Source organism: Ammonicoccus luteus (assembly GCF_050880385.1).
Classification (GTDB): domain Bacteria; phylum Actinomycetota; class Actinomycetes; order Propionibacteriales; family Propionibacteriaceae; genus Enemella.
The window spans coordinates 82948-106972 of sequence record NZ_JBNZCI010000001.1 but is presented as its reverse complement, the minus strand read 5'-3'; the positions used below and the strand labels follow the sequence as shown (position 1 = coordinate 106972).

Here is a 24025-nt window from a genome sequence, read left to right as displayed (position 1 = left end):
GACCGGGGCGGTCACCCCTCAAAGAACTCCTCGAACTCCGCGGCGACCTCGGGATGGACACGAGCGACGATCCGCGTCCCGTCAGCCGTGTGCTCGGTGGTGACGAACTCACCCGAGCGATGGACTTTGTCGAGCAGATCGCCGCGGCTGTATGGCACCAAGGCCCGCACCTCGACCTCCGGGCGCGGAAGGCGTCCGTCGATCACGCTCTTCAATTCGTCCACCCCGGCTCCGGTCCGGGCGGAGACGACGACGGCGTCGGGAAAGCGGGTGCGCAGCAGTTGCAGGTTCTCCTCCGACGCCCGATCGGCCTTGTTAATGACGAGCAACTCGGGGTTGTCGCCCGCGCCGATGTCGTTGAGGACCGTGCGCACCGCGGAGATCTGACCCAACGGATCAGCGTCAGCGCCGTCGACGACGTGCACGAGCAGATCGGCGTCCGTCGATTCCTCCAGCGTCGAGGCGAATGCCTCGACCAGGTCGTGGGGCAGGTGGCGGACGAAACCGACGGTGTCGGTGAGCGTGTAGACCCGGCCGTCCGTGGTTTCAGTCCGCCGAGTGGTCGGGTCGAGGGTGGCGAAGAGGGCGTCTTCGACGAGTACGCCCGCGCCGGTCAGCCGATTGAGCAGGGAGGACTTGCCGGCGTTGGTGTACCCCACGATCGCCACTGACGGCACCCGGTGTCGTCGACGCTCCGCCCTCTTCGTCTCCCGGGTCGAGTCCATGTCGCGGAGCTTCGCCCGGAGTTGCGCGATCCGCGAGTGGATCCGGCGCCGGTCTGTCTCGAGCTTGGTCTCACCCGGACCGCGCCCGCCGATGCCTGCGCCACCGGCAGCCTGGCCACCGGCCTGCCGGGACAGATTCCCGCCCCACCCGCGCAGGCGCTGCTTGAGATAGTTGAGCTGCGCCAGCTCGACCTGGGTCTTTCCCTCCACGGACTTGGCGTGCTGGGCGAAGATGTCAAGAATCAGCGAGGTCCGATCGATGACCTTGACCTTGATCTCGTCCTCCAGGTTGCGGAGTTGTGCAGGGCTCAACTCGCCGTCGCAGATGACGGTGTCCGCCCCTGTTGCGATCACGACCTCCCGCACCTCGGCGACCTTGCCGCGGCCGATATAGGTCGCCGGATCCGGCTTTGAACGCCGCTGCACCAAACCCTCCAGGACCTGCGATCCCGCGGTCTCGGCGAGCTGCTTCAGCTCTGCCATCGCGTTGTCCGCGTCCTCCTGGGAGCCGGTCGTCCACACGGAAACGAGCACCACCCGTTCGAGGAGCAGCTGCCGATATTCGACCTCGGTGACGTCCTCGAGCTCGGTCGACATGCCTGCCACGCGGCGCAGAGAGTGCCGCTCGGCCAGGTCGAGCTGGTCACCGTCATAGTCGTCCGAGTCATCCTCGGCTTCGCCCAAGTCATCCTCGGGCCAGTCATCCGACAGGTCTTCGTCCTCGAGCTGGTCGAGGTCGTCGTCGGGAAAGTCATCGTTGAGGCGCGCTGTCATCGTCCCTCCACAATGGCACGCCCGGACCGACTAAGCGAGCGAATAAGCCAGGGGCGAAGAGCCGTCACTGCTCGTCGAGCACCTGCACGTCACCGCGGATGTGCACGACCGCCGGCCCGGTCATCAGGGCGCGTTCGATACCGCCGTCTGGGGTGCTCTCCACCTCGATGTGCAGCGTCCCTCCGGGCACGTCCACGCGCCAGTCGTCACCGCCGAACGCCCGCCGTGCCGCCGCAGCGACCGCGACGGTTCCGGTCCCGCAGGACCGGGTCTCCCCCACGCCGCGCTCGAACACGCGCATCCGCACGTGGCCCGGCGCGACGACCTCGACGAACTCGACGTTAACGCCGTCGGGATAGCGCTCCGCGTCGAATTCCGGTGCCCGGGTGAGATCGAGCGGTGCCACATCCTCGACGAATGCAACCGCGTGCGGATTTCCCACGTCGACCTTTGTCGCCGTCATGGTCACGCCACCGAGCGACACCTGCGTCGGCTCGTCGTCGACCAGCACCTGACCCATGTCGACGCGGACTTGGCCGTCGCGCTGCATCGTGACGCGCTTCAGGCCCGCGCGAGTCCCGACCGGGATGTCGGGGCCGTTGGCGAGGCCCTCCTCGACGAGATAGCGCGCAAACACGCGTACCCCGTTGCCGCACATCTCCGACACCGAACCGTCGGCGTTGCGATAGTCCATGAACCAGACCTTGGGGTCGCCGGCCCACTCGGGGATCTGCCCAGCTGAGACCACCCGGAGCAGTCCGTCACCACCGAGACCCGTGCGGCGATCGCAGAGCAGGCGCACGTCCGTCGGGCTCGGGCTCGCCATGCCGTGGCGGTCGAGCAGGATCACGAAATCGTTCTCGGTGCCGTGTCCTTTGGCGACATTCCAGGTGCGCATGATCCGAGGCTTTCACCCGCTGCTGGACGTGTCCATCCCGCTCATCAGCCGGTCCACGCTCTCCACGAGGTCCTCGGCCAGTGCGGGGAGCCAGGCGATGCGGTGGTCGCGTCGATACCAGCCCAACTGTTTGCGCGCGAAGCGGCGCGTGCCGACGACCGTCGCCTCCTTCGCCTCAGCCTCCGTCAGTTCCCCGTCCAGGAATTGCAGCACCTGCCGATAGCCCAGCGCCCGCGCGGCGGTGAGGCCGTCGCGGAGACCGAGCGGGATGAGCCTGCGTACCTCCGCCACCAGACCCGCCGCCCACATCTCCTCCACCCGCGCTGCAATCCGTCGGTCGAGTTCATCGCGTTCGAGTTCGAGGCCGACCTGGACGACACCGGGGAGCGCGTACGTCCATTCCGGCAGTTTCGGCGTGAAGCCCCCGGTCAGCTCGATGACCTCCAGCGCGCGAACAATCCGGCGGCCGTTGCCGGGGAGGATGCCCGCTGCTGTGTCGGGAGCCCGCTCGGCGAGGATTCGGTGCAGTGCTTCCGGCCCGACGCGAGTGAGTTCGGCTTCCCAGCGCGCGCGTACGCCGGGATCGGTGCCCGGGAAGTCGAACTCGTCGACGATCGCGCGTGTATAGAGCGCGGACCCACCCACGACGATCGGCAACACCCCACGGGCATGGCAGTCGTCGATGGCGGCCCGGGCGAGCTGTTGGAACTCCGCCACCGAGGCGGTCTCGGTGACGTCGGCGATGTCGATCAAGTGATGCGGAATCCCTGCCCGCTCGGCCTCGCTCGGCTTCGCCGTGCCGATGTCCATGCCGCGATAGACGAGCATCGAGTCGGCGTTGATCACCTCTGCGGGTTGGCCGCGGGAGATGCGCAGTTGTGCGTACGCGACTGCCAACGACGATTTGCCGCTCGCGGTCGGGCCGATCAGGACGAGGGTCTGCTCCACGCGAGCCAGTGTGCCCGACCCGGGCGAGGGGGGGTCGTGATCGGCGAGAGGAGCGAGCCGTCATACTGGGGACCAGGCCGTCAACCGGCGGCCAGTGGCACCGGCCGAGCGGTCGGGCGTCGCGAAACCCAGACCAAGGAGGAAGACGCATGGGCATCTTCGACAAGGCCAAGGACTTCGCCTCGAAAAACCCCGACAAGGCCGACGGCATCGTCGACAAGGCAGGTGACATGATCGACCAGCGCACCGGTGGTCAGCACGCCGCGCACGTCGACAAGGGCCAGGACTTCGTCAAGGGTCAGTACGGTGGCGAGCGGGCTCCGGTCGATGCGCCACCGCCGAACGCCGAGGCCCCCGAGGGCAACCTGCCCCCGGCCGAGCCGGGCGCGCCCGGACAGCCGCCGGCCTGACCATCGTTTTCTCCGAGGGCCGCTCACCGCAGGGTGGGCGGCCTTCGGCATGTTCGGGGCCGGTCTCCGACAGTTGAGTCAGGCCCGCCGGCCGATCGTCGGCAGTCCGAGGCTGACCGCGGACGACGTCACGGGGGCAGCCTTCCGCGCGGCCCAGGCGTCTCCCCCACGCGTACGCCGGAGGTTGTTGATCCCGCCGTCGGCATTGAGATGGTGCGGTGCCGCGTAGTCGACGACGGCCTCGGCGATGTCGCCCGGCCGCGGTCTGAGCTCGGGGTTCTCGGGCACCGCCACATGGACCAGCCGATTGTCGCGCGCGCGGCCGGACATGCGGGAGGTCGCGGCGTCCTTGCGGCCCTCGTTGTCGGCGAACATCACCTCGACACGCTCCCCCACGAACTTCTTGTTCTCGTCCCAGGCGATGCCATCGACGAGATCAACCAGTCGCCGATAGCGGTCGGAGACGATTTCCTTCGACACCTGGTCGGGCATCGTCGCGGCCGGCGTACCCGGACGAATCGAATACTGGAACGTGAACGCCGCCGCGAAACGCGCCTGCTCGACGACCGCCAACGTCTCGACGAAGTCCTCCTCCGTCTCGCCGGGGAAGCCCACGATGATGTCGGTCGTGATCGCAGCCTGCGGCATGGCTGCCCGGACGCGATCGAGAATGCCGAGGAAACGCTCGCTGCGATAGGAGCGACGCATCGCCTTGAGGATCCGGTCGGAACCGGACTGCAGCGGCATGTGGAGTTGGGGCATGACGTTGTGGGTGTCCGCCATGGCCTCGATGACGTCGTCTGTGAACGCCGCGGGATGCGGTGAGGTGAACCGCACGCGTTCCAGTCCGTCGATGTCACCGCAGGCGCGCAGAAGCTTCGAGAATGCCTGCTTGTCGCCGAACTCCACCCCATAGGTGTTGACGTTCTGCCCGAGCAGCGTGATCTCCTGCACGCCCTCGGCGACCAGCGCGCGGATCTCGGCGAGGATGTCGCCCGGGCGACGGTCGGTCTCCTTGCCGCGCAGCGAGGGAACGATGCAGAAGGTGCAGGTGTTGTTGCAGCCGACGGAGATGGAGACCCAGGCCGCGTACGCCGAGTCCCGGCGCGTGGGCAGGTTCGACGGGAACGTCTCGAGGGCTTCCTTGATCTCGACCTGTGCCTCCTGCTGGATGCGGGCACGTTCGAGCAGCGCGGGCAGGGAGCCGACGTTGTGCGTACCGAACACGACGTCGACCCACGGGGCACGCTTGACGACCATGTCGCGATCCTTCTGCGCCATGCAGCCTCCGACGGCGATCTGCATCCCGTCGTGGCGCCGCTTGACCTCGGCAAGATGACCGAGATTGCCGTAAAGGCGGTTGTCGGCATTCTCCCGAACTGCGCAGGTGTTGAACACGACCACGTCCGCGTCGGCGCCCTTGGGCGCGGGAACATAGCCGGCTGCATCCAGAAGACCCTGGATGCGTTCGGAGTCATGGACGTTCATTTGACAGCCGTAGGTGCGCACCTCATAGGTGCGGGGCTGGCTGCGTGCGGGTTCATCGGTCACTGTCATGGCCCACCAAGGCTAGCCCGGAATCGAAACCGTGCCGTAATCATGAAGACCTACCCGAGCGTAGGTTTGTCCCTTAAGGTCCTGGTATGACGCAGGATGCCGTGTTCCCTGGGGAGAACCAGGACGACTTGTCGACTGATGCAGAGTTCGACCGTTATCCGCCAGGCGAGTCCCGACGGCAGTCCAAGAACTTCGATCCGCTGGTCGTGATGGACAACGTCAACAAGCATTTCGGCCCCCTGCATGTGCTGAAGGACATCGACCTCACGATCGGCAGGGGCGAGGTCGTCGTCGTCATCGGGCCATCCGGCTCCGGCAAGTCCACCCTGTGTCGCACCATCAACCGTCTCGAGACGATCGACTCCGGGACGATCTCGATCGACGGAAAGACGCTGCCCGAGGAGGGCAAGGCGCTGGCGAAACTGCGCGCCGACGTCGGCATGGTGTTCCAGTCGTTCAACCTGTTCGCGCACAAGACGATTCTCGAGAACGTCACCTTGGGTCCGATGAAGGTACGCAAGCTCTCCTCGGCCAAGGCCAAGGAAGAGGGCATGAAACTTCTGAAGCGTGTGGGCGTGGACAATCAGTCCGGCAAATACCCAGCGCAATTGTCCGGCGGCCAGCAACAGCGCGTCGCGATTGCCCGCGCGCTCGCGATGAACCCCAAGGTGATCCTGTTCGACGAGCCAACCTCTGCGCTCGATCCCGAGATGATCAACGAAGTGCTCGACGTCATGGTGGACCTCGCGCGCGAGGGCATGACGATGGTCGTGATCACCCATGAGATGGGCTTTGCTCGCAAAGCGGCCAACCGGGTGGTGTTCATGGCCGACGGCCAGATCGTCGAGCAGGCCGAGCCGGAGACGTTCTTCACCAATCCCCAGAGCAGCCGCGCCAAGGACTTCCTCGGCAAGATCCTCACCCACTGACTCAGCCCCCAACAACCGCACAATCGAACCAACGGAGGAAGCGATGAAGCCCAAGTCCAAGATTTTCGCCGGCATTGCCACCATTGGCCTGCTGGCCACCATGTCCGCGTGCAATACGACGCCCGGCGCCACACCGGCAGGACCCGGTGGGGGCGGTGACAATGGCGACGGCGGTGGCGGCACTGTCAATATCGGCATCAAATACGACCAGCCCGGTCTCGGCCTGAAGGAAGCCTCCGGTTACACAGGCTTCGACGTCGAGGTCGCCAACTATGTGGCAGACGAGCTCGGCTATGGCTCCGTCAACTTCATCGAGACCCCATCCGCACAGCGGGAGACCATGATCCAGGGCGGCCAGGTGGAGATGATCTTCGCCACCTATTCGATCACCGATGCCCGCAAGGAGAAGGTCTCCTTCGCCGGCCCTTATTTCATCGCCGGCCAGGATCTCCTCGTGCGTGAGGATTCGGACATCACGGGACCTGACAACATGAACGGCAAGAAGCTCTGTTCCGTCACCGGCTCGACCCCTGCCAAGCGCATCAAGGACGAGCACTCCAAGGACGTGGAACTTCAGGAATACGACACCTATTCCAAGTGCGTCGAGGCGCTCAACTCCGGTGCTGTGGACGCGGTCACGACCGACAACGTGATCCTTGCCGGCTATGCGGCGCAGGAGCAGTACGCAGGCAAGCTCAAGGTCGTCGGTTCGCCGTTCTCCGAGGAGCTCTACGGTGTCGGCATCAAGAAGGGCGACGTCGAGCTCTGCGAGAAGATCAACGCGGCGCTGACCAAGATGGTCGACAGCGGCGACTGGCAGGCAGCCCTCGACAAGACGGTGGGCGCCTCGGGCTTCACGCCCGACGCGGCAACCAACCCGCCGAAGCCTGCCGCCTGTTCCTGATCTCAGCTCACCATTCACCTGACATCACCAGGTCGGCCCGGGCCAGCGCCCGGGCCGACCGCCCGATCACGACCTGAGGAAGGGGACCGATGGACGGAATTGTGACTCTGTTCACCGAGTACAACGTGCTCGCTGCGTTCGCGATGACCCTGTTGTTGACCGTCCTGTCTGCTATCGGTTCCCTCGTCCTCGGCACGATCGTCGGGATCATGCGGGTCAGCCCGGTCCCCTTCATGCAGCGGCTGGGTGCGTTCTATGTCAACGTCGTCCGGAACACGCCGCTGACGCTGATTGTCGCGTTCTGCGCACTCGGGTTCTGGAACAACATGCGGCTCAGCCCACTCCCGTTGTCCTCTCCCCTCAGCTGGCACAACGTTGCCTGGGGCGTGATCGCCCTCGCCGTCTATCACGCCGCCTTCGTGGCCGAAGCCCTCCGTTCGGGTGTCAACACTGTCCCCCAGGGTCAGGCCGAAGCGGCACGCGCCATCGGCCTCGACTTCGGTCTGGGGCTGCGGGAGGTCGTCCTCCCGCAGGCGTTCCGTGGCGCGATCGCTCCGCTCGGCAACACCCTGATCGCTCTCACCAAGAACACCACCGTGGTCGCGACGATCGGTGTGGCGGAGGCCTCCTACATCATGCGTTACATGATCGAGTTCAACCCCGATCTCCTCTTCCTGATCTTCTTTGTGATCGCCTTCGGCTTCGTCGTGCTCACCCTGCCGACCGGCCTCCTGTTCACGTGGCTTTCCCGGCGGTTGGCGGTGCAGCGATGAGTGCTGAAGCGACTGTTCTGTTTGACGCTCCCGGCCCCCGGGCCCGGCGCCGGCACCTCCTCCTGACGGTGGTTACGCTCACCGTCCTCGTCGCCGCGCTCGCCGCGGTGATCTATGGGTTGAGATCCCAGCTCACGGCCGAGAAATGGGCGCCGTTCGCAGAGGCCTCGACGTGGACCATGTATATCTGGCCCGGCCTCCTCGGCACCCTGCAGGCCGCACTCATCGCTGTGGTGCTGGCCTCGATCCTAGGCGTTCTCCTGGGCGCCGGCAGGCTGTCCCACAAGGCTTGGATCCGGATCCCCGCGTCGATCTTCGTCGAGTTCTTCCGCGCCGTGCCGGTGCTGATCATGATGATCTTCGCGTGGGCGCTCTTCCTGTTCAACGGGCTCCTGACCGGTCACATCCTGCTCCTGTCATCGGTTGTGCTGGGCCTCACGTTCTACAACGCCTCAGTCATCGCAGAGCTCATTCGCTCCGGCGTGCACTCGCTCCCACGGGGACAGGGTGAGGCCGGCCTCGCCGTTGGTCTGACTCGTGGGCAGACCCTCACGGCGATCCAGCTGCCACAGGCGATCCGGGCCATGCTGCCATCCTTGGTCACTCAGCTGGTGGTGGTCCTCAAGGACAGCGCGCTTGGCTACATGATCGGCTACTCCGAACTCCTTCGCGCCGCCCAAACCTTGGCGTCCGTGCGCAGCAACCTGATCGTCGCCTTCATCGTGGCCGGCGTGGTGTTCGTCCTCCTGAACTATGCGTTGACGGCTCTGGCCCAGTGGCTGGAAAAGCGGATGTCGACCCGGACCTCGGGGCGCGCCACCGCTCAACCAGTGGCTGCTGAGGACAACACCACCTCACTGACCCCCTGAGATCAGGTCGCACGACCGAACCCCCACGCTCTTGCCAAGAACGTGGGGGTTTTCGTTTGTCCGCTCGGCCTGTTCAGCGAGCGAGTTCAGTCGCGCGGGACTCCCGCACCACCGTGACCTTGATGTTGCCTGGATAGGTGAGCTCTTCCTCGATCTGCTTCACGATGTCGCGGGCGAGGATCTGGGCCTCGATATCGTCAACATGTTCCGGTGAGACCATGACGCGCACCTCGCGCCCGGCCTGCATGGCGAACACCTTCTCGACGCCCGGGTGTGCGCCGGCGATCTCCTCGAGTCGCTCGAGCCGATGGACATAGGACTCCAGCGACTCCCGGCGTGCGCCCGGGCGTCCGCCGCTGATCGCGTCACAGGCCTGGGTGAGAATCGCCTCGACCGTGCGCGGCTCGACTTCGTTGTGGTGGGCCTCGATGGCATGAACGATGTCGGGGTGCTCACCATATTTCCGGGCGAGGTTCGCCCCGATGATGGCATGCGTACCCTCCACCTCGTGGGTCAGCGCCTTCCCGATGTCGTGCAGGAACGCAGCTCGTTTGCAGGCGGCGACATCGAGTCGGAGTTCGGCTGCCATGACTCCTGCAAGATGAGCGCATTCCACCAAGTGCTTGAGGACGTTCTGCCCGTAGGAGGTCCGATAACGCAGCGCGCCAAGAACCGGCACGAGCTCAGGGTGCAGGTCAGAGATCCCGACTTCGGTCAACGCATCTTCTGCGGCGCGGATGCAGCGCTCGGAGATCCTCCCCCGGCTGCGTTCGAAGACCTCTTCGATGCGGGCCGGATGGATGCGCCCATCGGCGACCAGCTCGGTCAGCGTGAGACGCGCAGTCTCCCGTCGCACCGGATCGAAGCAGGACAGCAGGACGCTGCCCGGCGTGTCGTCGATCATGACGTTGACGCCAGTGATCTGTTCGAACGCGCGGATATTGCGACCCTCGCGGCCGATGATTCGCCCCTTCATCTCGTCGCCGGGCAGTTCGACGGTGGAGACGACGGACTCCGCCGTCTGCTCAGACGCAACCCTCTGGATCGTGGACACAATGATGTGCTGGGCACGGCTCTCCGCCTCCCGCGTCGCCTCGTCCTCGATCTTGCGGGCCAGGACCGCGCCCTGGCGGCGGGCCTCTTGTTCGATCTCGGTGACGAGTTCTGTCCGCGCCTGGTCCGCAGTCAACTCGCCGATCCGCTCAAGCTCCGCGCGCCGTTCGGTGTCGAGGCCGGCCAACTCGCGCGCGCGAGTGTCGAGCTCACGCTGCCGCTCGTCGAGGGCCACGGCACGTTCGTCATGGCTGCGGGCCTCGGTGTCAAGTCTTTCCTCGCGGTGGGCCAGACGTTGATCTCTGCGGTCCCCGGCGGCCCGCAGCTCGCGGATCTCGGCCCGCTGCCTGTCGAGCTCGCGGGAAGCCTCGTGCAACCGCTGCTCCTGGTCGATCCGGTCGCGTCGGAGTTCGTCTCGCGCAGCCTCGACCTCACGCAGCAGCTCTTCCGCGTTTGCCCGGGTCTCCCGGTCCTGTTCCTCGGCGACAGCGCGCAGTTTGCTGAGCTCCGCTTCAAGGCGATAGCGCTCCTCCTGACGCCACACCTCGCGCTCCCGTTCGCGCTCGGCGCCGGCTTTCCGGCTTCGACGCACGGTCAACGACAGGCCGACGATGGCGGTAAGCACCAGCACAAGCACGACTAGCTGCAGAATGTCCCAACCGCCCACGCCTGCCTCCGTCGCTCGTCAGTGACTCGCGGTCGGCGCTGCGAGTGTCACGTTCAGCGACGGAGGCCCTGTGTTCGACCCGAAGGGCCGACGGTCAGGGTCCAACTCACTGGCACGTGCGAACGCACCGGCATCGGACTGCGAGAAGTCTCACTTGAGCAGGCTAAACGGGGTGACTGCGGTATTCAAGAAAAGGCCTCCGCCGAGTCGTCATCTTCGGCACCGAACGGCAGCTCCCGCAGCACCGAACCGATCACCTCGCCCGAGAATCCCCGGCGCGCCAGCGCGCCGGCGATCCGTCTGCGCTGGACCTGAGGGTCCAGGCCACGGACGGACCGCAGCTTCTTCTCTGCGAGCGCCCGCGCCGCTTCCTGCTCGTCCTCCCCCGAGACGCGGCCGACGGCATCCTCGATCAGTTCCCGCTCCACACCCTTGCGCTGCAACTCCCGGCGCAGCCCTGTCCGCGACAACTGCCGTCGTTGCTGCCTGGATTCCACCCACGCGTCAGCGAACTGGGCATCATTGACGAGGCCGACCTCAGCCATGCGATCAAGCACCGACTCGGCGACCTCTTCCGGAACGTTGCGGCGGCGCAGGGCATCCGAGAGTTCTCGGCGCGTGCGGGCCTGCATGGTGAGCAGGCGCAGGACGATGGCGCGCGCCACGTCCTCGGGATCCGCGTCCTGTTCCTGACGGCCCGCTGCGTCGGACCCCCGTGGACTGCTCAGAACTCCACCTCACCCGTCACCGGATCAACGCCAGCAGGCACCTCTTCCTTGACCACACCGATGCCGAGCTTCTCCTTGATCTTGCGCTCGATCTCATTGGCGACCTCGGGGTTGTTGCGCAGGAAGTTGCGAGCGTTCTCCTTGCCCTGACCAAGCTGATCGGACTCATAGGTGAACCACGCACCGGCCTTGCGGATAAAGCCCTGGTCAACGCCCATGTCGATCAGGCTGCCTTCGCGCGAGATGCCCTGACCATAAAGGATGTCGAACTCGGCCTGCTTGAACGGTGGCGCCACTTTGTTCTTCACGACCTTGACGCGGGTGCGGTTGCCGACCATGTCCTGGCCGTCCTTCAGCGTCTCGATGCGTCGCACGTCCAGCCTGACCGAGGAATAGAATTTGAGCGCCCGACCGCCAGTGGTGGTCTCGGGAGAACCGAACATCACACCGATCTTCTCGCGCAGCTGGTTGATGAAAATTGCCGTGGTGCCCGCACCGCTGAGCGCACCGGTCATCTTGCGCAGCGCCTGGCTCATCAGGCGAGCTTGCAGGCCAACGTGGCTGTCTCCCATTTCCCCCTCGATCTCGGCGCGCGGGGTCAGCGCGGCGACCGAGTCGATGACGATCAGAGCCAAGGCCCCGGAGCGGACCAACATGTCCGCGATCTCGAGTGCCTGCTCACCGTTGTCCGGTTGTGACACGAGCAGAGCGTCGGTGTCGACGCCCAGCTTCTTCGCGTATTCGGGATCGAGCGCATGCTCGGCATCAATGAAGGCACAGATGCCGCCCAGAGCCTGTGCGTTCGCAATCGCGTGCAGCGCGACGGTGGTCTTGCCGCTGGACTCCGGGCCATAGATCTCCACCACACGACCGCGGGGCAGGCCACCGATGCCGAGCGCGATGTCGAGCGCGACCGAGCCGGTCGGGATGGCTTCGATCGGCACATAGGCACGCTCACCGAGCCGCATGACCGAACCCTTGCCGTGCTGCTTGTCGATCTGGGCGAGCGCTGCCTCCAGCGCCTTCTGACGGTCCGCAACAGCCATGGTGGATTCCCTTTCTGGACCCGAGCCGAGGGCGCGGGGGAGGTGTCGTTCACTGTCATCCAGCACGTTATGCAGCGCCACTGACATTTTCCGCAACGAGATGCTGGGCTGTGGATAGTGCTCCGTGGTTCGTGCCGCCGGTGGAAAACATACCGAACAAGTGTTCGAACGCAAATCGCATCGCCGGGCGTGTCCGGATGCCGCCCGTCGGGACGCCGCGGGCGACGGTCAGCGCTCGATAGCCGGGAGCTCAAGCGCCTCCCACACCACACGCCAGATCGTTTTGCAGGGGACCCCGGCGCGCAGGGCATCACGCACGGTCCGATTGCCGAGTCCGGCAAGACTGGTCTGATCCGCCCAGACCTGGGCGTACGCAGAGCCCAGGTGTCGATTCAGTCTCGCCCACAGGTCGGTCTCTCGCACCGCGGCAGTCTATGGCTGTCAGCGAGCGTCGGCGTACGCCCACGATTCCGCGAACCGCGGGCGATCCTCATTGTCGGAGCGCCCTGCCAGACTGTTCCCGTGATCACCTCGATTGGCCCCGACCCCCTTGCGGGCTTCGGCGCGGCCACACGCGAGTGGTTCACAAATTCCTTCGCCGCGCCCACACCTGCGCAAGCCGAGGCCTGGCAGGCGATCCGGTCCGGTGAACACGCACTGGTCATCGCCCCGACCGGTTCCGGCAAGACGCTGGCAGCCTTTCTTGCCGCGCTCGACGACCTCATGCATGACTCGGCGGACCCCACACATAGGTGTCGCGTCCTCTATGTGTCGCCACTCAAGGCGCTTGCGGTGGACGTGGAGCGCAACTTGAGGGCGCCGCTGCGGGGCATCGGTCAGGCCGCCGCCCGACTCGGACAACCGGTGCCCGATATCCGCGCGGGTGTGCGGTCCGGTGATACACCGGCATCGGAACGACGCCGGCTGATCGCCCACCCGCCCGACATTCTCATCACCACACCCGAGTCACTGTTTCTTATGCTGACATCAGGGGCACGCGAGGCGCTGCGTGGCGTGCGCACCGTGATCATTGACGAGATCCACGTCCTCGCCGCCACCAAGCGAGGAGCGCATCTGGCCCTGTCCCTCGAGCGGCTCGCGGCCCTCACGGAGGGTCCCGTGCAACGGATCGGGCTGTCGGCGACAGTACGCCCGGCTGAGCGTGTCGCCAGATTTCTCCACACGCTCGAGTCCGTGCGCGTCGTGGCACCGCCCGCACCCAAGGTCTGGGAACTCGATGTCCGGGTCCCGGTGGACGATCTCGCCGCGCCCGATGAGGGAAACGAACCGGAGGAGGCCCGCAGCGGCTCGATCTGGCCCCATATCACTGAACAGGTGCTGGACATCGTCCTCGGCCATCGCTCGACCATCGTGTTCGTCAACTCCCGCCGGTTGGCGGAGCGTGTCACGGCACGGCTCAACGAGCTGTGGGCAGAGAGGCAGGGTGTCGAACTGCCCGACAATCCGACGCCTGCGCAACTGATGGCCCAGTCCGGTGCCAGCCGAGGCACCCACATCGACGCCGGGATCGTGGCGCGCGCCCACCACGGCTCGGTGAGCAAGGAGCAGCGCGCGGTCGTCGAAGCGGAGCTCAAGTCGGGCGTCCTGCGGTGTGTCGTCGCGACCAGTTCCCTTGAGCTCGGGATCGACATGGGTGCGGTCGATGTGGTCGTCCAAGTCGAGGCACCACCCTCGGTCGCCAGCGGCCTTCAGCGGGTCGGACGGGCAGGCCACCAAGTCGGGGCGGTGTCGAAGGGTGCGTTCTTCCCGATTCACCGGGGTGACCTGGTCGAAGCCGCGCTGGTCGTCCAACGCATGCGGGACGGGTTGATCGAAGAGGTCGCCGAGCTGGAGAACCCGCTGGACGTGCTGGCCCAGCAGATCGTTGCGATCACGGCCGGCGAGCCGATCACCGCGGACGCACTTTTCGAACTGGTCAGACGAGCGGCTTCCTTCACGCGTCTTCCGAGGTCCGCCTTCGAGGCGGTGCTGGACATGCTCACAGGCCGCTATCCCAGCGAGGATTTTGCCGAGTTGCGCCCCCGCCTGGTGTGGGATCGGGAGTCGGGGCTGCTGACGGCGCGTCCCGGCGCCCAGCGGTTGGCGGTCACGTCGGGCGGAACCATCCCCGATCGCGGCCTGTTCGGCGTCTTTCTCGTCGGCGAGGGTGCCGCCCGTCGCGTCGGTGAGCTCGACGAGGAGATGGTGTATGAGTCCCGGGTGGGCGATGTGTTTACCCTGGGCACCACCTCCTGGCGCATCGAGGCCATCACGCACGACCAGGTCCAGGTCTCCCCCGCCCCGGGAATTCCCGGTCGCCTCCCCTTCTGGAAGGGCGACTCCCCCGGCCGCCCTGTGGAGCTCGGCCTCGCCCACGGTGCATTCCTCCGCGAGTTGATCTCCGACCCCGGGCAGGCAGCGCGCACCCTCGCCCAGCGAGGCTTGGACGCCAGGGCTGCTGACAATCTGCTGCGCTACCTGAGGGAGCAACAGGAAGCCACCGGCGCGCTGCCCACCGACACGACACTGGTGCTCGAGCGGTTCCGCGACGATCTCGGCGACTGGCAGCTGTGCCTCCACTCGGGTCTCGGCACGCCAGTTCTGTCCGCCTGGGCACTCGCCATCGGACGCAATGCCCGCGAGCAGCACGGCATCGACGTCCAAGCGACCGCCACCAACGACGGCATCGTGATCCGCGTCCCGGACACCGACGGGCAACCGCCGGGCGCGGAATTGCTGACGTTCGATCCGGACGAGCTCGTTCGCCTGATCACCGAGGAGGTCGGTGGTTCCGCGCTGTTCGCCTCGCGCTTCCGCGAGTGTGCCGCCCGCGCACTCCTGCTCCCCCGTCGGGATCCGAGGGCGCGCGCACCGCTGTGGCAGCAGCGCATGCGCGCGGCGCAACTGCTCGAGGTCGCAGCCGGTCATCCCGATTTCCCGATCACGCTGGAGACCATGCGCGAATGCCTGCACGATGTCTTCGATCTCTCCGGTCTCGAACGCGTTCAGCGGGCTGTCAATGCGCGCGAGATCCGGGTCGTCGAAGTGGAAACCCCGCGCCCGTCGCCGTTCGCCCGGTCGCTGTTGTTCGGCTATGTCGGCCAGTTCGTCTATGAGGGCGACACGCCCCTCGCCGAGCGGCGTGCGGCCGCACTCACCCTAGACACGGCCCTGCTGGCGGAGCTGCTCGGCACTGATGGGTTCACTCAGGTGCTCGATCCGGACATCATTGCCCAGGTCGAGGCCGAGTTGCAGGGCCTTGCCGAAGATCGCCGGGCAACCACGGTGGAGCAGTTGTTCGATCTGATCCGCACGGCCGGCCCCTTCGGGCTGGCTGAGCTGCTGGCGCGCGCCGCCCAACTCGACGTCACAGCCGCCGTGGATGAACTCGTGCAGGCCCGCCGGATCGCGCCGGTCCGCATCGCGGGCCACGAGCGACTTGCTGTCACCGAGGACCTGCCACGGCTCGTGGACGGGATCGGCGTGCCGGCCCCACCGGGGTTCGGGGTGAGTGCCGCTGACGGTGACCCGGTCGAGGACCTCGTCCTGCGGTGGGCTCGCACCCATGGCCCCTTCGCCGATCGTGTTGTCGCAGATCGTTATGGCCTGGCACCGGGCTTGGTCGTCGCTGCCTGTCGCAGACTCCAGGACGCCGGCACGCTCGTGCACAGCCGCTTCTCGGACGCTCCCGAGCGCCAGTGGTGCCATCACAGGGTTCTGTCCTGGATCAAACGGCGCACGCTCGCAGCCCTGCGGGCGGCAGTGGAGCCGGTGGACCAGGCCACGTACGCCCGGTTCCTGCCCGGCTGGCAGGGCGTCAACAGCGGCACCCGCGGGGTGGACGGCGTGCTCGGTGCGATCGATCAGCTCGCCGGCTGCGCGGTCCCGGCGAGCATGTGGGAATCACTCGTCCTGCCCTCACGCGTCGCTGACTATGCGCCCGCGCTTCTGGATGAGGTGCTGGCAGCCGGCGAAGTCGTCTGGACAGGCGACGGTGCGATCGGCGAGTGGGATGGGTGGGTGCGCCTGTGGCCGGCAACCCTGGTCACCCCACCGGTCCGTCCGCTGCCCGAGTCGGCCACGGCGTTGGCGCTGTGGGAACGTCTCGGCCGCGGCGGTGGTTGGTTCTTCAATGACCTGATCAACGATGACCACAGCCGCGGGGACTGGGAACGCGGCCTCTGGGAGCTGGTCTGGGGCGGCCGGGTCCGATCGGACACGTTCTCGCCCGTCCGTGCGCTGGCCGGTCGGGGTGCGCTGAAGACACGGCGTGTGCCCCGCACCCGCTCACGCAGTGGCATGCTCCGCGCCGCCCGCCAGACTGCTGCGCCACCGGTCGCCCCTCAGGTGACCGGTCGGTGGGCGGCGGTCGCCGAGCCGACGCCTGCGGACCGCATCGAACACCTCCTGCTGCTGCTCGACCGGCACGGCGTGGTCACCAGGGGCGGAGTCCTTTCCGAGCAGCCCGACGGATCGTTCGGCCCCGTCTATCGCGGTCTCAGCCAGCTTGAGGAAACCGGCCAGTGTCTCCGCGGCTATTTCGTCGACGGCCTCGGCGCCGCCCAGTTCGCCACCTCAGCCACGGTCGATCGGCTGCGGGACCAGCCGGCCAGCGGTGCCCTCGTGCTCGCCGCCACCGATCCCGCCAACGCCTATGGAGCCGCGCTGCCGTGGCCCGACCGGGAAAGCGGCCACCGACCAGGGCGAAAACCTGGTGCACTCGTCATGCTCGTTGACGGTCACCTGATCGGCTATCTGGAACGCGGGGCCAAGACGCTGCTGACATTCACACCGGAACCCCTGCAGCTGTCAGCAGGTCTGGAGGAACTTGCTGCAACAGTCACCCGGGCAAGCCTGCACGACATCACGATCGAGCGGGTTGACGGACAACACGTGTTCGAGAATGCGAAAATCCGTTCCGCGCTCGAAGCAGCCGGATTCGTGATGACCCCGCAGGGCATGAAGTTGCGCGCACGCTGAATGAGGACGGGTGCACCGAGAGCGGTCGGGCTCAGGCGGCAGCCGCCTGGACCTCCAACGGCAGTTCCTGTGCTGCGCATTTCTCGCTCATGATCGACAACAGTGTCGAGAGCGGCAGATCGAGCGAACCACAGATCGCGGCCAGCAATTCGCTCGATGCTTCCTTCTGCCCCCGCTCCACCTCCGAGAGATAGCCGAGGCTGACGCGGGCAGAGGCCGAGACTTCGCGCAGGGTCTTGCCCTGCGCCGCGCGTTCGGAGCGCAAGGTCTCACCGACCAACTCACGCAAGAGCATCGGTTTCACACCTTCCTCGACCATGCACCGACTCTATCCAACGACCTGCACACACGCACAGGCACCACTGGTCAACGGAGCGTCGCGCAATCCTATTCCACGGTCGCGTCCACGATGGCCGGTCGAGGCTCAACCACGCTGCCGGCGTCCGGCACGACCGATTCCGGATCCTCAAGGGCGTCCGGAGGCAGGTCGCCCTGCAGCAGCGCGAGCGCCAACTCCAACGCTCGACGCACGGCGACCGCGCGGATCTCCGGTCGCGTGCCGGCGAGGTTCAGCAACTGCGCGCCGGTTGCCCCACTCGCGAGAGACCAACCCAGCCACACGGTTCCCGGTGGGTGCCCCTCCTGAACGGCCGGGCCCGCGACGCCCGTCAACGCCAGCCCGACATCGGCGCCGCACTGCCGGGCGGCCCCCTCTGCGAGCGCCTTGGCCGTCTCGGCCGCCACCGCACCATGGTGTTCGAGGACATCGTCCGGCACCCCACCGAGCGTGGCCTTCACGTCGGTCGCATAGGTGATCAGACCGCCCCGATAGACGACGGAGGCACCGGGCACCGAGGTGATCGTTGCGCCCAGCAGTCCGCCGGTGAGCGATTCCGCGGTCGCGAGCGTACGCCCCTCCGCACTAGCCGCCAGCACGACGGCCCGCGCGATGCTGAGACCTTCCTGATCGAGGATCACCGCCGATCAGCTCCCCGGGCGCTCATGCTGTCTCACTCTCACTCTCGAAAGCACCCCGCACATAGTCGACGCCGGTGACGACTGTGACGATCAACGCGATCGCCATCACGACCCAGGACGTCACCTCGGGCAGCGCCGCCAAGGTGAACGGCGTGCCCCATTCATAACCCGGCAACGGCAACAGGAACAGGATCAGGGCCACCGCCTGCAACACGGTCTTCAGCTTGCCGCCGCGATTGGCCGCCAGGACGACGCCCTTGCGCAGCAGCAGGAATCGCATCAGCGTGATGCCCCATTCCCGCACCAGGATGATGATCGTGACCGCCCAGGGCAGTTCGCCGAGGATGCTCAGGCCGACGAACGCCATGCCGGTGATCGCCTTGTCGGCAATGGGGTCGGCGATCTTGCCGAAGTTCGTGACAAGGTTCGCTCGGCGGGCCCACCACCCGTCGATGAGATCGGTGAGGATCGCCACGGCGAAAACGACGGTGGTCGCGATCCGCCAGTTCGGATCGTCCCCGTGGGCCAAGAGCATCCACGCGAACACCGGCACGACCACCAGGCGCAACGTGGTGAGGACGTTCGGTCCATTCAGTGACGAAGGCGCTGTCTGGGTGGTCATGCCCCGGTCACCTCCACGACGAGATCGACGCCTTCGCTCTCCACAACCACTCCCTCGACAACCGTCCCCACGACAGGCTCGGGACCGCCAGGCGACCCGAGGTCCCCGACCAGCTCACAGGTGCCGTCCACCTCGGGACCCTGATGCTCCGCCCGGCCGACGACAACGCCGTCAGGATCGATTTCCTCGACGAGCACCCGAACGCGCTCCCCCACCCGCTCCTCGGCGCGCTGATCGACCAAATGGTCAGCAAGGTCCGCGATTCGCGCCCGGCGTTCCTCGATAACGTCGGCCGCCAGCTTGTCGCCCATCGACGCCGCCTCAGTGCCGTCCTCGTCGGAATAGCCGAACACGCCGATGGCGTCCAGGCGCGCTGCGGTCAGGAAGTCCTCGACGATCTGCACGTCGGCCTCGGTCTCGCCGGGGAAACCCAGGATGAAGTTCGAGCGGATACCGGCGGTCGGCGCGGCCTTCCGCACTGAATCGATCAGGCTCAAGAACTGATCTGCGTCCCCGAACCGCCGCATCCGTCGCAGGACCGGGCCGGAGGCGTGCTGGAACGACAAGTCGAAGTACGGCACCACCTTCTCGGTCGCCACCATCGCCTCGATGAGGCTCGGCCGGGTCTCGGCCGGTTGCAGATAGCTCACCCGGATCCACTCCAGACCATCGACCTTCGACAAGTCGCCGAGGAGGGTCTCGAGGAGGCGGAGGTCACCGAGATCCTTGCCGTACGACGACGAGTTCTCACTCACCAGGAAGATCTCTTTCACACCTTGGTCGGCCAGCCAGCGGGCCTCGGCGAGGACATCGGTGGGGCGGCGGGAGAGGTACGCGCCGCGGAACGCCGGGATCGCGCAGAACGCGCACCGACGGTCGCACCCGGAGGCCAGCTTCAACGGCGCCATCGGTCCCGCCTCGAGCCGCCGCCGCAGGACCCGCGCGCCATAGGCGTCGCCTGCCTGGGCACCGACTGCCGCGTACTCGTCCCCGTGCCCGGGCACGGGAGTGTGCCCACCGGAATGACGAGCGACGGGGCTGAGGGGCAGGAGCGTACGCCGATCGCGCGGCACGTGCGACTGATGGGTTTCCCCACCCATGATCGAGTTGAGGCGGCCGGCGATGTCGGCGTAGTCATCGAACCCGAGCACCGCATCGGTCTCGGTCAGTTCGCTCGCCAATTCCTTGCCGTAGCGCTCGGCCATGCAGCCGACCGCGACCACTGCCTTGGCCTTGCCCTGGTCCTTGAGATCCGCAGCGGCCATCAGCGTGTTGATCGAGTCCATCTTGGCGGCCTCGATGAACCCGCACGTGTTGACCATCACCGCGTCGGCATCCTCGGGTTCGTCGACCAAGCGGAACCCGCCGGCCTCGAGCCGTGCCGCGAGTTCTTCGGAGTCGACCTCGTTGCGTGCGCAGCCAAGGGTCACGAGGTGGACAGAGGTCAGTGAGTCGTCAGTCATCGCGGCTCATTCTCCCACGTCCGGCTGATGACCGGCGCTTGCGTTCTGCTGGGGGTACGCAAAGCCCCGCTCTGGAGATTGCCTGCACCATCAGCAGAACAGGATGAACACCGACGTCCTCGCCGAACGCGCTTCGATCGGGGTTCTCTGCCCCTTTATTTCTGCTGAGGGCGATAGGCGACGCCCTGGATCTCGATCAACAAGTGCGGATGCGGCAACTGATGCACCGCTACCGTCGTGCGGGTGGGCCCGCTCTCGTCGAACATCTCCGCGTAAACCTCGTTGTAGCCGCCGAAGTCGTTCATGTTCACCAGATAGCTGGTGACCTGCACCAGGTCCGAAAGCTCTGCGCCCACACCCCGCAGAATCGCCTGGATGTTCTCGATCACCGCTCTCGTCTGGGCACGAATATCGAGATTGGTGACCCCCAACTCGTCTACCTCGACACCGACGAACGTGTTATCGGGACGACGCGAACTCGTGCCCGACACATAGATGAAGTCGCCCACCACCTTCACGTGAGGGAATCGTCCGCGCGGCTTCGCCATGCCTGCCACGACCTGTGCGCCACTCATTGAATGCTCCTTTGCTCTGGCCCGGACCACATTCGGGCCGGACGGGCTCTGCGGATTGGGTCAATGCCTGGTCTGCATGATCACCGATTTGAGCTCGGTTAGGAACTCTGGCTGAGGGCTCCATCGTTCCGGCCCATGGGATTCGCGTCATTGTTGTCGGCGGTCACTTGGCGAGCTGGTGCCGAGCCGTCGGTGCGCACCAACCACACCGCTGAGCGATAGCTGTTGGCCTCGACGTCGGTGCGGGTCACGGTGAACGCGGCGCGGGTCCCGTCGGGGGACAGCACGGGTGCGCCTGGGGTCACCAGTCGGCCGATATCCGTGGGAGTGAAAACCATGGGTTCTCCTCACTAACGAGCTGCTGCCCCCGGGGGGTGTTTCCCTCAGGACGCCTGCAGGTTCGCGAGCACCTCGTCCAGGTCGTCCGGCTTGACCAGCACTTCGCGCGGTTTCGAGCCTTCCGAGGGTCCGACGACGCCGCGGGTCTCGAGGATGTCCATCAGGCGACCCGCCTTCGCGAACCCGACCCGCAACTTCCGCTGCAGCATCGAGGTCGACCCGAGCTGCAGATTCACGACGAGTTGGACGGCCTCCAACACCAGCTCCAGATCGTCCCCGATGTCCTCCGCGACCTTCTTCTCTGCCGCCGCGGGCGCGGTCACGTTCTCGTCATAGGTGGGGGTCAGCTGGCCGGTGACGTGCTTGACGACCTCGCGTACCTCCTTCTCCCCCACCCACGAACCCTGGACTCGGACCGGCTTGCTCGAGCCCATCGGCAGGAACAGTCCGTCACCCTGGCCGACCAGCTTCTCCGCGCCCGGCTGGTCGAGGATGACCCGCGAATCGGTCATCGACGACGTCGCGAAGGCGAGCCGTGACGGAACATTGGCCTTGATCAGCCCCGTGACGACATCGGTCGAGGGCCGCTGGGTCGCGAGCACCAGATGGATGCCGGCCGCACGCGCGAGCTGGGTGATGCGGACGATCGAGTCCTCCACGTCCCGCGGAGCGACCATCATCAGATCGGCAAGCTCGTCGACCACGACGAGGAGATACGGATACGGAGTCAGCGTGCGTTCCGAGCCCTCGGGCGCCTGCACGGCTCCCGCACGGACCGCCTTGTTGAAGTCGTCCACGTGCCGGAAACCGAAGTTGGCCAGATCGTCATAGCGCATGTCCATCTCGCGCACGACCCACTGCAGCGCCTCGGCCGCCTTCTTGGGGTTGGTGATGATCGGGGTGACGAGGTGCGGAATCCCCTCGTACGCCGTCAACTCCACCCGCTTCGGATCCACCAGCAGCATCCGCACCTCATCCGGTGTAGAGCGCATCATGACCGACGTGATCAGCGAGTTGATGAACGACGACTTGCCCGAACCGGTCGCACCGGCGACCAACAGGTGCGGCATCTTCGCCATGTTGGCGATCACGAACCCACCCTCGACGTCCTTGCCGAGCCCGACGGTCATCGGGTGATGGTCGTTGCGTGCCCGGGTGGACCGCAACACGTCACCGAGGGAGACGATCTCCTTGTCGGTGTTCGGGATCTCGATGCCGATGGCGGACTTGCCGGGGATCGGCGAGAGGATGCGGACATCCTGCGACGCGACCGCATAGGCGATGTTCTTGCTGAGCGCTGTCACGCGCTCGACCTTCACCGCCGGCCCGAGCTCGACCTCATAGCGGGTGACCGTCGGGCCACGCGTATATCCCGTCACCGCCGCGTCCACATTGAACTGGTCCAGCACTTCGGTGAGGGCGCTCACCACCGCGTCGTTGGCGGCGGTGCGGGCCTTGGGCACGCTCCCGGACTTGAGCATCGTCGCGTCCGGGAGCACATATTGCACGTCACCGGACAACTGCAGTTGCTCCACGCGCGGCGGCATCGGCGAGTGCACCGGGGCCTCGACCTCGCCGACCTCCGGCTCGGGCGGGACCGGCGTCGACCGTTTGGGCTTCGGCGCCTCGGGCGGCAGCCCGGCGGTGACCTTCTTGTCCGCGCCGGATCCGGCGAGGGTGGGCTCTTCGGTGCCGAAGGTCTCGATGTCGAACACGTCGCCCGGAGTCTCGCCGGGCAGCCTGTTCTCGACGGGAGCCTCGGGTTCGGCTGCTGCGCGAGTGCGCCGTTTGCGCGGCTTCGGCGTCTCCGGCGCCGGTTCTTGGTCACGGGCCCGCTCCCGCACGAGCGGCGTGTCGTACGCCTCATCGACCCCGTATTCGAGGTCGTGGTCGCCGCCACTCGCATCCCGCACGAACAGCGCGCGGACGCGGTCGCCCAACTCATAGAGGGGCAGGCCGACGACGACGAGCACACCGAACAGCATGAGCAGCACCAGCAGTGGCACAGCGACCCACACGGTCAGGAGATCGGCGAGCAGGCTGGAGGAGATATAGCCGAGCATGCCGCCAGCGGTGCGGAGCTTCTCGGGGGTCTCCGGGCGGGGCAGGCCGTGCGCGATGTTGACGAGGCCGAGCAGGCCGAGCAGCATGGCGAGCCACCCGATGACCTGCCGGCCGACAGGTCCGTTGCGATCGGGGTGGCGCAGCGTACGCCACGCCATCCAGCCCAACAGCAGCGGCGACGCGAATGCCAACGTGCCGACCACCGTGCTGATGCCCGTGACGATGCCCGGACCGACCGGGTCCGGGATCGACCACCAGAAGGCCGCGGCGAGCACGATCGCCGAGCCGAGCAGGAACAGTCCTGCGCCGTCGCGGCGAAGTCCCGGATCCAGGTCTCGAGCGCTGTGCCCGATCGACCGGATAGCGGTGCCCGTGCCGTGCGCCAGCCCCCGGAACACCGCGATGATCCCGACTGCGATGGTTTCGAAGACGCCGCGCTGCGGTGGCCGACGTTTCGCCGGTGGGCGACGCGGAGCGGGCTTGCGGCCGCCCCCCTTCGCAGGCGTCCGGGCAGCAGAACCGCCCCGGGACGCGGGGCGGGAAGCAGTGGTCTTCTTGGTTCCGGATGGTCGCGGACGCGATCCCGACGCTGCCGTCGAGCTTCTTGTCCGCGCCGGGGAAGTCGCGCGGCTCGCCATGGGCCCCACCCTAGGCGATGCGGCCGACAGCGCTCCGCGTCCCACGCCGACGTGGGCGAAGCAGTCGGTCCCGATGGCGCGTGCT

Annotated in this window: 21 protein-coding genes; 6 read left to right on the top strand and 15 right to left on the bottom strand. The window is 66.6% G+C overall.

The window, feature by feature from the left end; all coding sequences use genetic code 11:
• Positions 1-11: 11 nt before the first annotated feature.
• The 3 genes from hflX to miaA all read right to left on the bottom strand — a co-directional run bounded on the left by hflX (position 12) and on the right by miaA (position 3345).
• Entirely contained in the window at positions 12-1499 is a 1488-nt protein-coding gene (gene hflX / locus ACQ260_RS00495) for a GTPase HflX (protein ID WP_432557436.1), read from the bottom strand.
• Positions 1500-1563: 64 nt separating this feature from the next.
• A complete protein-coding gene (gene dapF, locus ACQ260_RS00490) occupies positions 1564-2397 on the bottom strand; it encodes a diaminopimelate epimerase (RefSeq protein ID WP_432557435.1) in 834 nt (277 codons plus the stop codon).
• Positions 2398-2409: 12 nt separating this feature from the next.
• Entirely contained in the window at positions 2410-3345 is a 936-nt protein-coding gene (miaA, locus tag ACQ260_RS00485) for a tRNA (adenosine(37)-N6)-dimethylallyltransferase MiaA (protein ID WP_432557434.1), read from the bottom strand.
• Positions 3346-3494: 149 nt separating this feature from the next.
• On the opposite strand from miaA, the gene ACQ260_RS00480 reads away from it, so the two are divergent.
• A complete protein-coding gene (locus ACQ260_RS00480; protein ID WP_432557433.1) occupies positions 3495-3755 on the top strand; it encodes an antitoxin in 261 nt (86 codons plus the stop codon).
• A gap of 78 nt (positions 3756-3833) precedes the next feature.
• Here ACQ260_RS00480 and miaB read toward each other — a convergent pair whose 3' ends face one another.
• Entirely contained in the window at positions 3834-5312 is a 1479-nt protein-coding gene (miaB, locus tag ACQ260_RS00475) for a tRNA (N6-isopentenyl adenosine(37)-C2)-methylthiotransferase MiaB (RefSeq protein ID WP_432557432.1), read from the bottom strand.
• A 209-nt stretch (positions 5313-5521) separates the two neighbouring features.
• Between miaB and ACQ260_RS00470 the strand changes: the two genes are divergently transcribed.
• The 4 genes from ACQ260_RS00470 (at position 5522) to ACQ260_RS00455 (ending at position 8787) form a co-directional block, all read left to right on the top strand.
• Positions 5522-6241 carry an amino acid ABC transporter ATP-binding protein gene (locus tag ACQ260_RS00470; RefSeq protein ID WP_432558338.1) on the top strand — a complete coding sequence of 240 codons (720 nt, stop codon included), beginning with the start codon at positions 5522-5524 and terminating at the stop codon, positions 6239-6241.
• Positions 6242-6284: 43 nt separating this feature from the next.
• A complete protein-coding gene (locus ACQ260_RS00465; RefSeq protein ID WP_432557431.1) occupies positions 6285-7145 on the top strand; it encodes a glutamate ABC transporter substrate-binding protein in 861 nt (286 codons plus the stop codon).
• Between the two features lie 89 nt (positions 7146-7234).
• On the top strand, positions 7235-7918 hold the full coding sequence (locus ACQ260_RS00460) for an amino acid ABC transporter permease (RefSeq protein WP_432557430.1): 684 nt from the start codon (positions 7235-7237) through the stop codon (positions 7916-7918).
• Complete coding sequence (locus ACQ260_RS00455) at positions 7915-8787, top strand: amino acid ABC transporter permease (protein ID WP_432557429.1); 873 nt, start codon at positions 7915-7917, stop codon at positions 8785-8787. Before ACQ260_RS00460 ends, ACQ260_RS00455 begins: the two co-directional genes overlap by 4 nt.
• A gap of 73 nt (positions 8788-8860) precedes the next feature.
• On the opposite strand, the gene rny is transcribed toward ACQ260_RS00455, so the two are convergent.
• The 4 genes from rny to ACQ260_RS00435 form a co-directional block, all read right to left on the bottom strand.
• Positions 8861-10507: a ribonuclease Y gene (gene rny / locus ACQ260_RS00450; RefSeq protein ID WP_432557428.1), complete on the bottom strand. Its 1647-nt coding sequence runs from the start codon at positions 10505-10507 to the stop codon at positions 8861-8863.
• Between the two features lie 185 nt (positions 10508-10692).
• A complete protein-coding gene (locus ACQ260_RS00445) occupies positions 10693-11172 on the bottom strand; it encodes a regulatory protein RecX (RefSeq protein WP_432557427.1) in 480 nt (159 codons plus the stop codon).
• 59 nt (positions 11173-11231) lie between these two features.
• On the bottom strand, positions 11232-12281 hold the full coding sequence (recA, locus tag ACQ260_RS00440) for a recombinase RecA (RefSeq protein ID WP_432557426.1): 1050 nt from the start codon (positions 12279-12281) through the stop codon (positions 11232-11234).
• 228 nt (positions 12282-12509) lie between these two features.
• A complete protein-coding gene (locus tag ACQ260_RS00435; protein WP_432557425.1) occupies positions 12510-12704 on the bottom strand; it encodes a DUF3046 domain-containing protein in 195 nt (64 codons plus the stop codon).
• 99 nt (positions 12705-12803) lie between these two features.
• On the opposite strand from ACQ260_RS00435, the gene ACQ260_RS00430 reads away from it, so the two are divergent.
• Positions 12804-17261 carry an ATP-dependent helicase gene (locus ACQ260_RS00430; RefSeq protein WP_432557424.1) on the top strand — a complete coding sequence of 1486 codons (4458 nt, stop codon included), beginning with the start codon at positions 12804-12806 and terminating at the stop codon, positions 17259-17261.
• Between the two features lie 31 nt (positions 17262-17292).
• Here the strand turns inward: ACQ260_RS00430 and ACQ260_RS00425 are convergent, their stop codons facing one another.
• The 7 genes from ACQ260_RS00425 to ACQ260_RS00395 all read right to left on the bottom strand — a co-directional run bounded on the left by ACQ260_RS00425 (position 17293) and on the right by ACQ260_RS00395 (position 23940).
• Positions 17293-17565: a helix-turn-helix domain-containing protein gene (locus ACQ260_RS00425; RefSeq protein WP_432558337.1), complete on the bottom strand. Its 273-nt coding sequence runs from the start codon at positions 17563-17565 to the stop codon at positions 17293-17295.
• 83 nt (positions 17566-17648) lie between these two features.
• Positions 17649-18239 carry a CinA family protein gene (locus tag ACQ260_RS00420; RefSeq protein ID WP_432557423.1) on the bottom strand — a complete coding sequence of 197 codons (591 nt, stop codon included), beginning with the start codon at positions 18237-18239 and terminating at the stop codon, positions 17649-17651.
• Positions 18240-18261: 22 nt separating this feature from the next.
• The gene (pgsA, locus tag ACQ260_RS00415) at positions 18262-18861 is read right to left on the bottom strand and encodes a CDP-diacylglycerol--glycerol-3-phosphate 3-phosphatidyltransferase (RefSeq protein ID WP_432557422.1); all 600 of its coding nucleotides are present in this window, start codon (positions 18859-18861) and stop codon (positions 18262-18264) included.
• On the bottom strand, positions 18858-20324 hold the full coding sequence (rimO, locus tag ACQ260_RS00410; protein WP_432557421.1) for a 30S ribosomal protein S12 methylthiotransferase RimO: 1467 nt from the start codon (positions 20322-20324) through the stop codon (positions 18858-18860). The genes pgsA and rimO overlap by 4 nt, the downstream gene beginning before the upstream one ends.
• Positions 20325-20479: 155 nt before the next feature.
• Positions 20480-20899: a RidA family protein gene (locus ACQ260_RS00405; RefSeq protein WP_432557420.1), complete on the bottom strand. Its 420-nt coding sequence runs from the start codon at positions 20897-20899 to the stop codon at positions 20480-20482.
• 98 nt (positions 20900-20997) lie between these two features.
• Positions 20998-21237 (bottom strand): hypothetical protein, encoded by a 240-nt coding sequence (locus ACQ260_RS00400; RefSeq protein WP_432557419.1) that lies wholly within the window; start codon positions 21235-21237, stop codon positions 20998-21000.
• A gap of 45 nt (positions 21238-21282) precedes the next feature.
• Complete coding sequence (locus tag ACQ260_RS00395; RefSeq protein WP_432557418.1) at positions 21283-23940, bottom strand: FtsK/SpoIIIE family DNA translocase; 2658 nt, start codon at positions 23938-23940, stop codon at positions 21283-21285.
• Between the last annotated feature and the right edge of the window lie 85 nt (positions 23941-24025).